Here is a 14,354-nt window from a genome sequence, read left to right on the forward strand (position 1 = left end):
TAGTAACCTTACTCAATAATTTTTGGAACAATAAAATAGCCATCTTTTGTTTTTGGAGCATTAGCTAAAACATCTTCAATAATACCACTTTTAACTGGATTATCCTCTCTTAAAGGAGTAGGATTATCAAGTGTAGAAAAAGTTGCATCAATACTTTCTGTATCAAGTTCATTTAGCATCTCAACAAATTCTACTATTTCTTCTAAATCTTTTGCCATTTTTTCTTTATCTTCAACCTCAATCATTGATAAATTTTCAAGTCTTCTAACTAACTTTTCATCAATTTTCATTTCTATCCTTTTTTTGTATAATTTTAACAAAAAAGGAAAAAGAATGGGAATTTTTTCTGAAGCTAATAAATATATAGTAGGAGGTGTTAATTCACCAGTTAGGGCTTTTAAAAGTGTTGGTGGTGAGCCACCATTTATTAGAAAAGGAGTTGGTGCATACTTTTACGATATTGATAATAATAAATATTTAGATTATATTCAAAGTTGGGGGCCACTTATTTTTGGACATTGTAACAAGGAAATAGAAGAAGCAATTATTAAAGCTATCAAAGATGGTGTTAGTTTTGGAGCTCCAACAACAATAGAAATTGATTTAGCAAAAGAAATACTTGAACTATTTCCTCATTTAGATTTAATCAGATTTGTAAATTCTGGAACTGAAGCTACAATGAGTGCTATTAGACTAGCTCGTGGATATACAGGAAAAGATGATATTATTAAATTTGAAGGATGCTATCACGGACATAGTGATAGTCTATTAGTTAGTGCTGGAAGTGGTGCAGCTACATTTGGAGTACCAAGTAGCCCTGGAGTACCAAAAGATTTTACAAAACACACGTTACTCGCAAAATATAATGACATTGAATCAGTTAAAAAATGTTTTGAAAATGGCAATGTTGGTTGTGTAATAATTGAACCAATTGCTGGAAATATGAGCTTAGTACCGGCTGATAAAGAATTTTTGGGCGAACTTAGAGAGCTATGCAATCATTATAATGCTGTTTTAATTTTTGATGAAGTTATGAGTGGATTTAGAGCTAGTTTAAGAGGCAGTTTTGACATTTATGGAATTGAAGCTGATATTGTTACTTTTGGTAAAGTAATTGGTGGTGGAATGCCAGTTGGTGCTTTTGCCGGACGTAAAGAGATTATGGAAATGTTAAGTCCTATTGGTCCTGTGTATCAAGCTGGAACTTTATCGGGAAATCCAGTAGCAATGGCAGCAGGGCTTACTCAAATAAAAAAATTAAAAGAAAATCCTGAAATTTATAAAAATCTAGAAATTAAAGCAAAAAAATTAATGCAAGGATTTAGTGAAATTTCAAAAGAAGAAAAAATTGAGTTTAATTATAATGTAATAGGTAGTATGTTTGGATTCTTCTTCAATCACAAACTTCCTAAAAACTTTGATGAAGTAAACGAATCTGATACTTCAAAATATGCTGCATTTCATAATAAAATGTTAAAAGAAGGATTCTACTTCGCACCAAGTGCATATGAAACAGGGTTTATATGCACACCAATGACTGATGAAGATATTCAAAATACAATTGATTCTTATAAAAAAATTGCTAAAGAAATTTAATGGAAAATAAACAAAGAGGAAAATTAGGAAAAACAGTAGAGGGAGCTGAAAAACTCTCTCTTGGTATTTCAATAGTTGTTGCTATTTTAATGGGTATAGGAATTGGAGTTTGGATGAAAAATACTTTTGGGATTTCTTGGCTTTTATGGCTTGGAATATTTTGGGGAATAGCAGCAGCTATCATGAATATAAGAATAGAATATAAAAAACTAAAAAAAAGTTTTGATGAAACAGCAAACGACCCAAAATACAAAAATTATAAAATAAAAAAAGATGATGATTTTTTAGAAGAATTTGAAAAATAATTACATATGTCTTGCAGCATTTGCCAAATCCCACATTGGCATAAAAATCCCAAGAGCAAGAAGTAATACTAACCCTCCAATAATAATTAACATCAAAGGCTCAATTGATGCTTGCATATTATCAATAATATCCTGAAATCTATCCTCATAATAACTAGAAGCCTTACTAAGCATTGTATCAAGCTCTCCTGATTCTTCTCCTGCACTTATCATTCTTAGTGCAATAAAATTCACTAGCTCCACTTCTTGCATCATTTCAGCTAAATTTCTACCCTGATTTATACCTCTTATGATAGTTTTAATTTTATTTTTAATAATTTCATTTGAAATAATACTTTCACTAATTTTTAACGCATCTAAAAGAGGAATACCAGATTTTAAAAGAGATGAAAGTGTTAATAAAAATCTATGAAGAGTAGCAAATTTAATAATTTTTCCTATAAGAGGTATTTTTAATAATATTTTATCTGCATTAAATTTAAATTTATAAGAAGTTTTATAAAGATAAATGATAATTAAAACTATCAAAATGAAAACTAACAAAACAACCATTCCATATCTCGTAAGAACATATTCAATTCCTAAAAGGATTTTAGTTGGAAGTGGAAGTTCTGCGTGCAGTTGTTCAAACATTGCTTTAAATTTTGGAACTACTAAAAGAATTAAAAACACAAATGCAATTACAATTGCTATTAGAGTAATTATAGGATAACGGAGTGCTTTTATCATTTTACGTCTATTTTCATACATATTTTCGTAAATTTGAGCAAGTGAATCAATAGCCATTCCTAAATCACCAGTTTGTTCACCAAGTCTTATCATTGCAAGAGATATTCCACCAAGATATTCTTCATATTCTAAAAATACATCACTTAAACTTTTACCACTATCTATAGCATCTGCAGCAGCTAAAAAAATTTCTTTAATAAGAGAATCTTTTGTATTGTTTCCTATATCCTCAAGAGCATCTTTAAGAGAAATTCCGGCTTTAATAAGAACAGACAACTGCCTTAGAGCTGAAATATATGATGGGTATTTTAACTTTTTTCTAAGAATTCTTGTAAAAAAAATATCTTTTAAAAGTTTAGCTCTCTCTTCAAAAGGCATGGGAACTTCTTCAATTTTAACCAAAAGTCCTTTATGTAATTTTTTTGAATCAATAATAGCCTCAGTTTTATTTAAAGCCTTTATAATAACTTCCTCTTGTCTCCCTTTATAAAAAAAAGTAACTTTATACCATCTCATGGTTTTGCAACCCTATAAACTTCTTCTAATGATGTAATTCCCTTTAGAGCTTTAATAAGCCCATCATAAAACATATTCCTATAGCCTTTTGATTTTAAATATTCATTTAGTTCTGTCTTATCTTTATTTTTTGATATTAAACTCTCAAGTTTTTCATCCACTAAAAATATCTCAGTTACCAGTGTCCTTCCAATAAACCCCGTCATATTACATCTCTCACACCCTTTTCCTTTATAAAATATAGCATTTGGGGGAAGCAGATGTTTTATAGGTTCAAGATATGCATCACTTGGCTTATAAGGAGATATACAATAAGGACAATTTTTCTTGACAAGTCTTTGAGCTTCAACACCTACTAAAGCCGCTGCTACCATATAAGACTCAGCGCCCATATCTATCATTCTACTAACTGCACTTATTGCATCGTTTGTATGAAGAGTTGATAGTACCAAATGTCCTGTAAGGGCAGCCTTTATAGCAATTTCAAGAGTTTCTAAATCCCTAATTTCACCTATCATAATAATATCAGGGTCTTGTCTTAATATACTTCTGATTGTATTTGCAAAGGTAAGTCCTACTTTTGGATTTACTTGGACTTGTTGTATTCCTTTTAATTTATATTCAACTGGGTCTTCCACAGTAATTACTTTTTTTTCAATTCCCGCTATCTCATTTAAAGATGCATATAAAGTAGTAGACTTACCAGACCCAGTAGGTCCTGTTACAAGAAAAATTCCATTTGGTTTTTTAAGAGCACTTCTTAAAAGTTCTAAATTTTTTTCACTAATACCTATATCATCAAGGCGCTTTAAGATATTTCTTTTATCAAGAATCCTAATAACTATACTCTCCCCCCAAACCGTTGGTAATGACGAAACTCTAAAATCAAAATGATTTCCATCAATTTCCATAGAAAAAGCACCATCTTGCGGTTTTCTCTTTTCACTAACATCCATTCCTGCTTCAAGCTTTATTCTAGAGTTTACTGCATTATAAACATCCTCTTCTAAATCCCATTTCTCATACAGAGTACCATAAATTCTTATTCTAACTATTGCTTCATCTTCTGTAGGCTCAATATGAATATCACTTGCATTTTGTTCTATAGAAGACTTTATAATAAACTTAATAAGTCTAACTACTGCTGATTCTTCACCAGCAACTTCTTCGCCTTTTAGCTCTTTTTTGATTTCAACTTTAAGTTTATTAATTTCTTCTTTATCTTCAAGAAGTTTTAATAATTTATCAATATCCTCTTTATGTGCCAATACAAACTCTAAATTAAGTTCTGGAAAAAATCTTTGAAAATACGCTTTTACATTCCAATCAATAGGATTTTCTGATGCAATAATTACTCTATCATACCTAATATCAACTGGAATTGCTCTTACTTTTTTTAAAATAGAAACTGGTATCTTAATTCTAGTAAAAGAAACTTTATCTAAAGAAGGAATATATTTTACATTTAATTCTTGAGCCAGCTCTTTTAAAAAGTTATCTTTTGAGATATAATTTAAATCATATAAAATATCAAGCAATTTTTTTGTAGGATGGCTTTCTTTAAATTTTAAAGCTTCTTGAAGTTGTTCTGGAGTAATAAGACCTTTTTTTATTAAAATTTCCCCTACCAAAATTTTACCTTTTTTATAAATTTATTATTTTTATAAACTTTAATAACTATGTTATTTACATCTTCTTTAAAAGTTACTTTATAAGTATATTTATTATCACTCACTTCAAAAGTATTATCACTTACTTGAGGCTTTTGAATTTGAGCCATATAAAAAACTTTCGCTAAAAGATTATCTTCTATTAATGGAATTTTTATTTTTTCGATTTTGTAGTTGTCTTTTATGTATCTTTCAAGCAAAAGTTTTATCAAAAATAAAGTATTAATATATGTAGCATTTATTCTACCACTTTTTGTAATCCTAAGAACTTTTGCTAAATCAAGTGCTGGAGTTAGATAATTTTTTTTTAAACAAGCATATGCAACAAGAGATAAAAATTTTTCATTTTTTTTCTGATATTTATTAATATATATCCACCTATGAAGACATATATATGAGTAATATTTTCCTTTAAAAAGTTCTATTAAAGTTTTATTTTTCAAATTATCCTCAGAGTATAAAAATGAAGCAAAAAATAATAAAAAAATTGCAATAATTCTCATATAAAAACGCCTTTTGCTCTTTTTCCAAAAATTATATCATTTTATTTGTTATAATTCCAACAAAAAGGAGATTTTTATGAGCACTTTACCAATCTATTATGATAAAGATTGTGATATAAATATCATTAAAAGCAAAAAAGTTGCAATGATAGGATTTGGAAGCCAAGGTCACGCACATGCTTTAAATCTTAGAGACAGCGGAGTTGATGTAGTTGTTGGACTAAGAGAAGGCAGCAAATCTTGGGAAAAAGCTGAAAAACGCGGATTCAAAGTTTTGTCTGTGGCTGAAGCAGTAAAAGATGCTGATGTAGTAATGATTTTACTTCCTGATGAAATTCAACCAGATGTATACTATAATGAAATTGAACCAAACTTAAAAGAAGGTGCAACTATTGCATTTGGACATGGATTTAATATTCATTATAAACTAATTAAACCAAGAGCTGATTTAAATGTAATAATGATAGCACCAAAAGCACCAGGGCACACTGTAAGAAGTGAGTTTGTAAAAGGTGGAGGAATTCCTGATTTAATTGCAGTATATCAAGGTGGTGAAGAAGCAAAAAAATTAGCTCTTAGCTATGCTAGCGCAATTGGTGGTGGTAGAACTGGTATAATTGAGACAACTTTCAAAGATGAAACTGAAACTGACCTATTTGGAGAACAAGCAGTACTTTGTGGTGGTGTAACAAGTCTTATTAAAGCAGGATTTGATACATTAGTAGAAGCTGGATATGCACCTGAAATGGCTTATTTTGAATGTCTTCATGAATTAAAACTAATCGTAGATTTATTATATGAAGGTGGTATGGCAAATATGAGATATTCAATCTCAAATACTGCTGAATATGGTGATTATGTAAGCGGTCCTAGAGTTATTGGAGAAGAATCAAGAAAAGCAATGAAAGAAATCCTTAAAGAGATCCAAAATGGTAAATTTGCAAAAGATTTCATCTTAGAGAGAAAAGCTGGATATGTTAGAATGAATGCAGAAAGACAACTTACAGAAGATAGTCTGCTTGAACAAACTGGTAAACAATTAAGAAAAATGATGCCTTGGATTACAAAAAATAAAATTGTAGACCCGGACAAAAACTAAGTTTTTTGTCCTTTTTTGTTATAATTTAACACTCAAAAAATAAAAAGAGGAAATGATGAAAAAGTTATTAGGGGTATTAACAATTTTAGCTTTATTATTAAATATTGCAATAGCTGATAATATAGCAATAATAAAAAAAGGTCTGAGAGATTTTTCAACATTTCTAACTTATTATGTAAATAAAGATATATGCACAAAAATAACAGTACTTAACACTAATAAAACTCATTCTATTTTAGCAAAAAAAGTAGCAATTATAGAACACACTACCCCAAACAAATTAGACTTTCCAATTTTTCTAAATCCAGAAGATATATGGAATTGGAAAATATGTCAAAAAGATGGTAATATAATTTTAGTTTCTAACGATGATTCAATTCATCCAATGATCGCACCTGTTCTAGCAAATGAAAAAAATTTAGATAAAAGCATTAATATTAAAAATGTAAATAATAAATTTTCTATTGGATATATTGAAATCTTACCAGTTGCAGAGTTTAAAGAAGGAAGTGAAAAAAAAAGCTGTATTAGTTAAAAGATGGAAAATGTTTATTGATAATAAATGCTCTTCAAATCAAATAAAGACCAATATGAGTAAACATTCTTTAGATTGTAAAATTGAATATGAATCAAATAAAAATATTAAATCAATTCTTCCTATGTAGAGTTTAGAAAAGTTTATTTATTAAATCAATTTTAATTTAAAAAATATAGTTAAATATAAAATTAGTTTAAAATGATATAATTTCAATAAAAAGGATATATATTGGCTGAAATAATCACTATTACTAGTGGAAAAGGTGGTGTTGGTAAATCAACAACAACAGCAAACATTGCAACTGCTCTTGCAAAATTTGGTAAAAAAGTAGTAGCAGTTGATTTTGATATTGGTCTTAGAAATTTAGATATGATCTTAGGACTTGAAAACAGAATAGTTTATGATGTAGTTGATGTAATGGAAGGTAGATGCAACCTTGCTCAAGCTATTATTAAAGATAAACGCACTCCAAATCTACACTTTTTACCAGCAAGTCAAACAAAAGATAAAACTGTTTTAGATAAAAATAAAGTAGAAAAATTAATAAATGATTTAAAACAAAACTTTGATTATATTTTAATTGACTCTCCAGCTGGAATTGAAAGTGGATTTGAGCATTCAATATATCTTGCTGATAGAGCTTTAATAGTAACAACCCCGGAAATTAGCTCAGTTAGAGATGCAGATAGAGTAATAGGAATTATAGATGCAAAAAGTAAAAAAGCTAAAGCTGGAGAAGAAGTAAAAAAACATATAATTATAAATAGAATAAAACCTGAACTAGTTGAAAAAGGTGAAATGCTCTCAACTGAAGATGTTTTACACATATTGGCATTGCCTCTTATAGGTATAGTACCTGATGATGAAGATATAGTAAAATCTACAAACCTAGGAGAGCCTATAGCTTTAAAAGATGACTCACTTGTAGGAGAAGCTTTTAGAAGAATTGCTAGAAGAATTTTAGGAGAAGATGTAGAGTTTTTAGATCTAAAAGCTAAAAAAGGATTTTTAAGTAGACTTAAAGGACTATTCAAATGAGTTTTTTTGATATTTTTAAAAAGAAAAAATCAAAAGATGTAGCACGTGATAGATTAATGATGATGCTGGCATATGAAAGAGCTAATACAAAAATAGAAAACCTTGATGAAATGAAAAAAGATTTAATTGCAGTTGTAAAAAAATATTTAAATGTTAAAGATGTATGCATAAAAAATAATTCAAATCAAGATATTGAAACCTTGGAAGTAGAAATTATATTAGATAAATGAAGAAAACAAAAAAAACTACAAGAAAAAAGAAAAAAACTTCTAGTTCCTCTAAATACAAATATCTTATTATAATATTATCTACGCTTATATTAATTTTGTCTGGAACTTTAATAACATTACTGTTACAAAATAAAAAAATAGAAACAAGAATAACAAAACAAGAATCTACAATAAAAAATCTTCAATCAAAAATAACAAATTTAGAAAAAGAACTAAAGAAAAAACCAAAAAAAGAAATAGTAATAATGCCAGTATCTTCTGAAGCTAGAGACTATGAAGAAGCTTTAAAAAAACATCCTATAAAAAAAGAAGAGCCAATTAAAAAAACTATAACAACAAAAAATTCACCTAAATTAGTAATTATTATTGACGATGTTGCTTTTAAACATCAAGTAAATCTAATAAAACAAATTCCTTATAAAATCACTCCTTCTTTTTTCCCACCAACAACTAGGCACCCAAATACACAAAAATATTCAAAATTATTCACCCATTATATGGTCCATGTACCAATGGAAGCAATAAATTTTAATAAGCCAGAAAAAAACACTTTAATGGTAGGAGACAGTTTTGAAAGTATTTATAAAAAAATTCATCATATAAAACAAATTTTCCCAAATGCAAAATTTATTAATAACCATACAGGAAGTAAATTCACAAGTGATTATAATTCAATGTATTATCTTTTTATGGCTCTTAAAAAAAACAACTTAGGCTTTGTTGATTCAAAAACTACTCCAAAATCCAAGGCATCTAAAGTAGAAAAGAGCATAAAAATTCCTTTTTACTCAAGAAACATTTTTTTAGATAATATTGAAGACCCAAATTATATAAGAAACCAACTAATAAAAGCTATAAAAATTGCAAAAAAAAGAGGCTTTGCAATAGCAATAGGTCATCCTCACAAAATTACTCTAATAACTCTTAAAAATTCAAAAGATTTGCTAAATCAAGTAAAGGTAGTTTATATTGATGAGCTTTGAATTTAAAGGATTTAAGCTTTTTTATAAAGGAAATATAGAGCTAATTAAAAAGCCAAAAATTGCAATAGTTGGCACTAGAAAACCCACTAAATATTCAAAAGAAATAACTTATCTTCTTGCAAAAAAACTCTCAAAAAAATTTGTAATAATTAGCGGAGGTGCCTTAGGGATTGATACAGAGGCTCATAAAGGAGCTTTTCCAAATACTATTTTTGTATCACCATCATCTCTTGATATAATTTATCCAAAAGCAAATGAAAGTTTAATAAAGTCAATTGAAAAAGAGGCACTTGCAATTAGTGAATATGAAAAAAATTTCTCTCCAAAAAAATATACTTTTATTGAAAGAAACAGAATTATAGTGTATTTAAGTGAGTTTGTAATAATTCCTGAAGCAAACCTAAAAAGTGGTAGTATGAGAAGTTTTGAATGGGCTGAAAAATTTAACAAAAAAGTATTTGTTATTCCTCAACGGCTTAATGAAAGCAGTGGGACAAATTATTTAGCAAAAAGAAAATTAGCAGAGGTTATATGGGATATCGATGAGTTTTGTGAAAGTCTTGGTATAAATTCAAATGAAAAAATAATATCTCTAAATGAAGCTCTTAAAACATATGGATCATTACTTTATGAAATGGAATTAAATGGTGAGGTTGAGATAAAAAATGGAAAAGTTTATTTCAATTGACAATGGAAAATGGAAAATATTTTAATTCATCCGTTTGAGCCTATTATTTTTGAGGATAGTGAAATATTGATTTTAGGAACTTTTCCATCAATTAAATCATTTGAAAATAATTTCTATTATTCTCATCCAAAAAATCAGTTTTGGGATATATTAAGTATCATTTTTAATGACAAAAAACCTGATAGTATTGAAAAAAAAATAAATTTTTTAAAAAGACACAAAATTGCTCTTTGGGATACAGTTTGTGAATGCAAAAGAAACAAAGGTAATTCAAGAGATGATAATTTAGAAATCATTAAGCCATGTCCTATAGAAAAATTATTAAAACAATACCCTAATATAAAAAAACTTGCCGTTACAAGTAGACTTGCTGAAAGAGTATTAAAAAAACACTTTTCATTTTTAACTTTACACTTTTCACTTATATATCTTCCCAGTCCAAGCCCACTTAATGCAAGAATGAAATTAAATGAAAAGGCTAAAAAATGGAAAGAATTATTGCAATTGATGTAGGACTTAAAAGGATTGGAGTAGCTTACAATCCTTATAGCGATGTTGTAGTCCCTCTTCCAGCAATTATTAGAAAAAACAGAAATCAAGCAGCAAGAGAAGTTGAAAAGATTTTAAAGGAATTCAATGCTAATATCTTAATAGTAGGACTTCCAAAGACAAATGAAGAAATGCAAATTAGAATAAAACATTTTGTAAATTTACTTGAATTTAAAGGAAAAATTGAATTTGTAGATGAAAGTTTTACAAGTAGCATTGTAGAAGAAGAAATAAAAGGAAAAATTAAATATAAAAGAGATGGTAGAATAGATAGTTTAGCGGCTAAACTTATCCTTGAAAGTTTTTTAACCTCTCATAAAAAAAATTAATAAACTCACTTTTTTTTGCTAAAAATCCAGTTATGTTATCTACTTCAGTAGGATTTCCTAACTCATAATCAATCTGCATACTCATCTTACTCTCAAACGGAATATTTAAAGCTTGTTTTATAACTTTTTCTTTTTTGTCTCTTAAGTCTATTCCATAATATGCAGCTATTTTAATAACTTCATCTAAAAACTTTTCAACCTCATCTCTTTTATTTTTCATAATCCAACCAGTCGGTTTAGAGTAAAAACTTTGAAGTGTTGCAAAAGTTGAAATAAATAAATATTTTTCCCATATATCCTTATCAATATTTTTAGAAAATTTAATTTTAAAGTCACTACAATTTTTAAAAATTTCTTTTATTTTTTCATCATCTTCAATACACAAATAAAAAAGAGGAGTTTTTTTATGAATAATTCCATTTTCTTTGTTTGATAAAATATAAATACACGCTTTTTTAATATTAAAATTACTAAATTTATCAAAATGCCCTACTCCATTAAGAATTGGAACAATTATTGAATCTTTCTTTATGAAATTTGGCAGAATTTTTATTACATCATCTAAATGATAACTTTTTGTAGTTACAAAAACTATATCATATTTGTCTTCTATTGTATTAAATTCTATCTCTTCTATTTTTTCTACATCTTTAACTTTTAATTTCCTAACCATCCCTTTGCTTCCAATTACACTTACGAAATTTCCACATTTTTTAAGCCTGTAAGCCAAATACCCTCCAACTCCTCCAGGACCTATTACTAAAACTTTCATTTTCTTTTCCTTATTTTATCTGCTATTATTACTCCAAGTGCTATGCTTAAAAAAACAAGTATTAAAAATACTTCACCCACTAGATCTTTAAAACTTATATAATTTTCCATTTTCAATTTTCCATTTTAAATTTTTTCTAAAATTACTCCACATTCCATATGATTTGTATAAGGAAATTGATCAAAAAAGGCAAATGCTTTTATTTTTCTATTTTTACTTAAAGTAATTAAATCTCTTTTTAAAGTTTCAGGATTACAAGAAATATAAATAATATTTTCAAAACTATCTACAAACTTCCTTGATTTATCATCAAGTCCCGCACGTGGTGGATCAATTAAAACATTTTTCAAATCATAAGAAGTTAGCAGAGGTGAGTTTTCTTCTTTTAAAGAGCTAAACTCAGCCGCACTCATTGCAAGAAATGTTATATTATCTCTATTATTTGCTTCAGCATTGAAGCTAGCAGCTTCTATAGATTCTTTATTAATTTCAGTTGCTATTACTTTATTAAAGTTTTCACTTAGTGGAATAGTAAAATTTCCATTACCACAATAAAGTTCCACTAAATCACCTTGTAAGTGAGATGAATTCCTAAGAGCCCATTCAATCATCTTTTCATTCATCCCTCTATTTGGTTGAGAAAATGTATTTTCAATTATTTTGTATTTATAAATTTTGCCAGCCACTTTTAATTCTTCAATCAAATAATTTTTATCAAATACATATTTTCTACCCTTTTTTCTTACAATAAAATCAACATTTGAAAACTTCTCTTTTAGTTTTTTTATATCTTCAGCTATTGCTTCATCAACTTTTCTATGATAAATTAAAGTTACAAGTAACTCGCCTTTAGAATTACTTAGAAAATCAATTTCATATAACCTTAATTTAAGATTTTCATTTTTTTCAATTTCTTTAAGAAGTTTTGGCATTACATCATAAATAAACCTATCTACAATTTTACACTCATCAATATGTATAACTCCACGTCCCTCTTCTTTTCTTTTTCTCATTGCATAAAAAAGTTTATCTCCTTCCCTCCAAACTCTAAACTCAGCACGAGATCGAAAATGCTCATTGCTTCCACTAATAACTTCAATATCAGGAATATCAAACTCACTAAAAAGCTCTTTTAACTTTTCACTTTTAACTTGTAATTGCTCTTTATATGGTACTTCCCATAAAACACAACTACCACATTTTCCAAAACTAGAACACTTCATATTACTCCTTATATTAATATTAAAGTTAAATTATTTAAAGCTTTGAACTAAACCTAAAACAATCAAATTCCATCCATCAACTAACACAAATATAAGTATTTTAAAAGGTAATGATATCATAACTGGCGGTAACATCATCATACCAAGACTCATAAGTATACTACTCACAACCATATCAATTACTAAAAATGGCAAAAATATCAAAAATCCAATTTCAAAAGCAGTTTTAAGTTCACTTATCATAAATGCAGGTACTAAAACACTAAGTGGGACATCATCAATTGTTTTTGGATTTGGCAGTTTTCTAATTCTAAAAAATAGAGCCAAATCTTTTTCTCTAGTATTTTTTAGCATAAACTTTTTAAATGGCTTAACAGCTCTATTAAAAGCTTGCTCATATCCAATTTTTTCTTCCATATAAGGCTTTATTCCATTTTTATAAGCCTCTTTTGCATAAGGTTCCATTATAAAAAAAGTTAGTACAAGAGATAATGAAACTAAAAGAGTAGTAGGAGGTGATTGTGGAGTTCCAAGAGCTTGTCGTAAAAACCCAAAAACCACTAACAATCTGACAAAACTAGTAGTAACTAATACAATGCTTGGCGCTAAAACCAAAAAAGTCATTAATATAGCAATATTTAAAACTGTTACTAGTTGCTTTGGATTATCTGGTGCTGTAAGCGATAAATTAACCGTAGGTATTTGAGGTGCTGCAAAAGAAAGCATAGGAAATAGTAATATAAAAAAAATAGAAAAATTAAGATATTTTTTCATTTCCCTTATACTTTTCATTTTTCACTTTTAATTTTTCATTTATTTATATTATCTAGAACTGATTTTTGAATTTGTTCTTTATTTTTTTTCGCAAAAAACCATATTTCAACTCTTCTGTTTTTTGCTCTACCTTGCGGGGTATTATTACTTGCTATTGGATGATAAGGACCATATGCTGCAGCACTAAGCTGAGCTGGATTTACACCATTTTTTATCAAAATTTTAAGTACACTAAGTGACCTTGCTGCACTCAGTTCCCAATTGTCTTTATATGGACTGTTTTTTGGTGGTGGAACATTATCAGTATATCCCTTTATTTGAATTTCAACATTTTTTGGCAAATACTCTTTTATAATTATAGCAATTCTTTTTAAAAAGAGTAGTGAATCTTGGTCAGTAATCATAGCACTACCAGGAGCAAAAGTAATATCTGCTGGAAGTCTAATAAAAAAACCTTCTTCTCCTTCTTCGAGCACTATTGCAGGGCCTTTTCCACCTTGAGTAAATTGCTTAAACTCCATTATAGCTTGAGAAAGTTTATTGACAGTTTGTGCAGTTTCTTCATTTTTTTGAATAGGAGTTGCTTTTTGAATTCTCTCTCGGCTTACTTCCGTTTGTGTACCTCCTTCAAGTACACTTAGAGCCCCTGCAAGTGAACCAATTGCCTCCTTTACTTTTTTTGCATCCATAGTAGACATAGATAGAAGTAATACGAAAAAACATAAAAGAAGACTCATTAAATCCCCAAATGTAGCAAGCCACTCAGGCATACACTTAGGACATTCACATTTGCATTTTTTAGCCATTTTTTA

At 28.2% G+C, this 14,354-nt stretch carries 19 protein-coding genes; 11 read left to right on the plus strand and 8 right to left on the minus strand.

Annotation, left to right across the window (positions count from 1 at the left end):
• Window positions 1–8: 8 nt before the first annotated feature.
• The gene (gatC, locus tag ACYQ1U_RS04000) at window positions 9–290 is read right to left on the minus strand and encodes an Asp-tRNA(Asn)/Glu-tRNA(Gln) amidotransferase subunit GatC (protein ID WP_459884583.1); all 282 of its coding nucleotides are present in this window, start codon (window positions 288–290) and stop codon (window positions 9–11) included.
• A 43-nt stretch (window positions 291–333) separates the two neighbouring features.
• On the opposite strand from gatC, the gene hemL reads away from it, so the two are divergent.
• The gene (gene hemL, locus ACYQ1U_RS04005) at window positions 334–1,596 is read left to right on the plus strand and encodes a glutamate-1-semialdehyde 2,1-aminomutase (RefSeq protein WP_459884586.1); all 1,263 of its coding nucleotides are present in this window, start codon (window positions 334–336) and stop codon (window positions 1,594–1,596) included.
• Window positions 1,596–1,901, plus strand: a complete 306-nt coding sequence (locus ACYQ1U_RS04010; RefSeq protein WP_459884589.1) for an AtpZ/AtpI family protein — start codon at window positions 1,596–1,598, stop codon at window positions 1,899–1,901. The genes hemL and ACYQ1U_RS04010 overlap by 1 nt, the downstream gene beginning before the upstream one ends.
• Here the strand turns inward: ACYQ1U_RS04010 and ACYQ1U_RS04015 are convergent, their stop codons facing one another.
• Genes ACYQ1U_RS04015 through ACYQ1U_RS04025 form a run of 3 tightly spaced genes read right to left on the minus strand, consistent with a single transcriptional unit; the run spans window position 1,902 to window position 5,319 of the window.
• Window positions 1,902–3,146 (minus strand): type II secretion system F family protein, encoded by a 1,245-nt coding sequence (locus tag ACYQ1U_RS04015; protein ID WP_459884591.1) that lies wholly within the window; start codon window positions 3,144–3,146, stop codon window positions 1,902–1,904.
• On the minus strand, window positions 3,143–4,777 hold the full coding sequence (locus ACYQ1U_RS04020; protein ID WP_459884594.1) for a GspE/PulE family protein: 1,635 nt from the start codon (window positions 4,775–4,777) through the stop codon (window positions 3,143–3,145). The genes ACYQ1U_RS04015 and ACYQ1U_RS04020 overlap by 4 nt, the downstream gene beginning before the upstream one ends.
• Window positions 4,771–5,319 (minus strand): hypothetical protein, encoded by a 549-nt coding sequence (locus ACYQ1U_RS04025; RefSeq protein WP_459884596.1) that lies wholly within the window; start codon window positions 5,317–5,319, stop codon window positions 4,771–4,773. The genes ACYQ1U_RS04020 and ACYQ1U_RS04025 overlap by 7 nt, the downstream gene beginning before the upstream one ends.
• Before the next feature lie 76 nt (window positions 5,320–5,395).
• Here ACYQ1U_RS04025 and ilvC point away from each other — a divergent pair, with 76 nt between their 5' ends.
• The 9 genes from ilvC (at window position 5,396) to ruvX (ending at window position 10,773) form a co-directional block, all read left to right on the plus strand.
• Window positions 5,396–6,418, plus strand: coding sequence for a ketol-acid reductoisomerase (gene ilvC / locus ACYQ1U_RS04030; protein WP_459884599.1), 1,023 nt, complete (start codon window positions 5,396–5,398; stop codon window positions 6,416–6,418).
• A 55-nt stretch (window positions 6,419–6,473) separates the two neighbouring features.
• On the plus strand, window positions 6,474–6,953 hold the full coding sequence (locus ACYQ1U_RS04035; RefSeq protein ID WP_459884601.1) for a hypothetical protein: 480 nt from the start codon (window positions 6,474–6,476) through the stop codon (window positions 6,951–6,953).
• Complete coding sequence (locus ACYQ1U_RS04040) at window positions 6,928–7,083, plus strand: hypothetical protein (protein ID WP_459884604.1); 156 nt, start codon at window positions 6,928–6,930, stop codon at window positions 7,081–7,083. Before ACYQ1U_RS04035 ends, ACYQ1U_RS04040 begins: the two co-directional genes overlap by 26 nt.
• A 101-nt stretch (window positions 7,084–7,184) precedes the next feature.
• On the plus strand, window positions 7,185–7,994 hold the full coding sequence (gene minD / locus ACYQ1U_RS04045) for a septum site-determining protein MinD (RefSeq protein ID WP_459884607.1): 810 nt from the start codon (window positions 7,185–7,187) through the stop codon (window positions 7,992–7,994).
• Window positions 7,991–8,224, plus strand: a complete 234-nt coding sequence (minE, locus tag ACYQ1U_RS04050; RefSeq protein ID WP_459884609.1) for a cell division topological specificity factor MinE — start codon at window positions 7,991–7,993, stop codon at window positions 8,222–8,224. The genes minD and minE overlap by 4 nt, the downstream gene beginning before the upstream one ends.
• Window positions 8,221–9,207 carry a divergent polysaccharide deacetylase family protein gene (locus ACYQ1U_RS04055; protein ID WP_459884612.1) on the plus strand — a complete coding sequence of 329 codons (987 nt, stop codon included), beginning with the start codon at window positions 8,221–8,223 and terminating at the stop codon, window positions 9,205–9,207. Before minE ends, ACYQ1U_RS04055 begins: the two co-directional genes overlap by 4 nt.
• On the plus strand, window positions 9,197–9,895 hold the full coding sequence (locus ACYQ1U_RS04060) for a DNA-processing protein DprA (protein ID WP_459884614.1): 699 nt from the start codon (window positions 9,197–9,199) through the stop codon (window positions 9,893–9,895). Before ACYQ1U_RS04055 ends, ACYQ1U_RS04060 begins: the two co-directional genes overlap by 11 nt.
• 9 nt (window positions 9,896–9,904) lie before the next feature.
• Window positions 9,905–10,408 carry a DNA-deoxyinosine glycosylase gene (locus ACYQ1U_RS04065; protein ID WP_459884616.1) on the plus strand — a complete coding sequence of 168 codons (504 nt, stop codon included), beginning with the start codon at window positions 9,905–9,907 and terminating at the stop codon, window positions 10,406–10,408.
• Window positions 10,381–10,773 (plus strand): Holliday junction resolvase RuvX, encoded by a 393-nt coding sequence (ruvX, locus tag ACYQ1U_RS04070; RefSeq protein ID WP_459884619.1) that lies wholly within the window; start codon window positions 10,381–10,383, stop codon window positions 10,771–10,773. Before ACYQ1U_RS04065 ends, ruvX begins: the two co-directional genes overlap by 28 nt.
• Here ruvX and ACYQ1U_RS04075 read toward each other — a convergent pair.
• From ACYQ1U_RS04075 to ACYQ1U_RS04090, 4 genes are all read right to left on the minus strand, one after another.
• A complete protein-coding gene (locus ACYQ1U_RS04075; RefSeq protein WP_459884622.1) occupies window positions 10,733–11,545 on the minus strand; it encodes a ketopantoate reductase family protein in 813 nt (270 codons plus the stop codon). The two genes, ruvX and ACYQ1U_RS04075, sit on opposite strands and share 41 nt — an antisense overlap.
• A gap of 125 nt (window positions 11,546–11,670) precedes the next feature.
• Window positions 11,671–12,768: a tRNA (uridine(54)-C5)-methyltransferase TrmA gene (gene trmA / locus ACYQ1U_RS04080; protein WP_459884625.1), complete on the minus strand. Its 1,098-nt coding sequence runs from the start codon at window positions 12,766–12,768 to the stop codon at window positions 11,671–11,673.
• Window positions 12,769–12,798: 30 nt separating this feature from the next.
• On the minus strand, window positions 12,799–13,542 hold the full coding sequence (gene fliP / locus ACYQ1U_RS04085; RefSeq protein ID WP_459886386.1) for a flagellar type III secretion system pore protein FliP: 744 nt from the start codon (window positions 13,540–13,542) through the stop codon (window positions 12,799–12,801).
• Window positions 13,543–13,577: 35 nt separating this feature from the next.
• Entirely contained in the window at window positions 13,578–14,348 is a 771-nt protein-coding gene (locus ACYQ1U_RS04090; protein WP_459884627.1) for an OmpA family protein, read from the minus strand.
• Window positions 14,349–14,354 lie beyond the last annotated feature (6 nt).

The organism is Caminibacter profundus, assembly GCF_054657155.1.

Coding starts and splice junctions, on each gene's coding strand:
- gatC (WP_459884583.1), bottom strand. CDS start 290: ATGAAAATTGATGAAAAGTTAGTTAGAAGACTTGAAAATTTATCAATG.
- hemL (WP_459884586.1), top strand. CDS start 334: ATGGGAATTTTTTCTGAAGCTAATAAATATATAGTAGGAGGTGTTAAT.
- ACYQ1U_RS04010 (WP_459884589.1), top strand. CDS start 1,596: ATGGAAAATAAACAAAGAGGAAAATTAGGAAAAACAGTAGAGGGAGCT.
- ACYQ1U_RS04015 (WP_459884591.1), bottom strand. CDS start 3,146: ATGAGATGGTATAAAGTTACTTTTTTTTATAAAGGGAGACAAGAGGAA.
- ACYQ1U_RS04025 (WP_459884596.1), bottom strand. CDS start 5,319: ATGAGAATTATTGCAATTTTTTTATTATTTTTTGCTTCATTTTTATAC.
- ilvC (WP_459884599.1), top strand. CDS start 5,396: ATGAGCACTTTACCAATCTATTATGATAAAGATTGTGATATAAATATC.
- ACYQ1U_RS04035 (WP_459884601.1), top strand. CDS start 6,474: ATGAAAAAGTTATTAGGGGTATTAACAATTTTAGCTTTATTATTAAAT.
- minE (WP_459884609.1), top strand. CDS start 7,991: ATGAGTTTTTTTGATATTTTTAAAAAGAAAAAATCAAAAGATGTAGCA.
- ACYQ1U_RS04055 (WP_459884612.1), top strand. CDS start 8,221: ATGAAGAAAACAAAAAAAACTACAAGAAAAAAGAAAAAAACTTCTAGT.
- ACYQ1U_RS04060 (WP_459884614.1), top strand. CDS start 9,197: ATGAGCTTTGAATTTAAAGGATTTAAGCTTTTTTATAAAGGAAATATA.
- ACYQ1U_RS04065 (WP_459884616.1), top strand. CDS start 9,905: ATGGAAAATATTTTAATTCATCCGTTTGAGCCTATTATTTTTGAGGAT.
- ruvX (WP_459884619.1), top strand. CDS start 10,381: ATGGAAAGAATTATTGCAATTGATGTAGGACTTAAAAGGATTGGAGTA.
- ACYQ1U_RS04075 (WP_459884622.1), bottom strand. CDS start 11,545: ATGAAAGTTTTAGTAATAGGTCCTGGAGGAGTTGGAGGGTATTTGGCT.
- trmA (WP_459884625.1), bottom strand. CDS start 12,768: ATGAAGTGTTCTAGTTTTGGAAAATGTGGTAGTTGTGTTTTATGGGAA.
- fliP (WP_459886386.1), bottom strand. CDS start 13,542: ATGAAAAAATATCTTAATTTTTCTATTTTTTTTATATTACTATTTCCT.
- ACYQ1U_RS04090 (WP_459884627.1), bottom strand. CDS start 14,348: ATGGCTAAAAAATGCAAATGTGAATGTCCTAAGTGTATGCCTGAGTGG.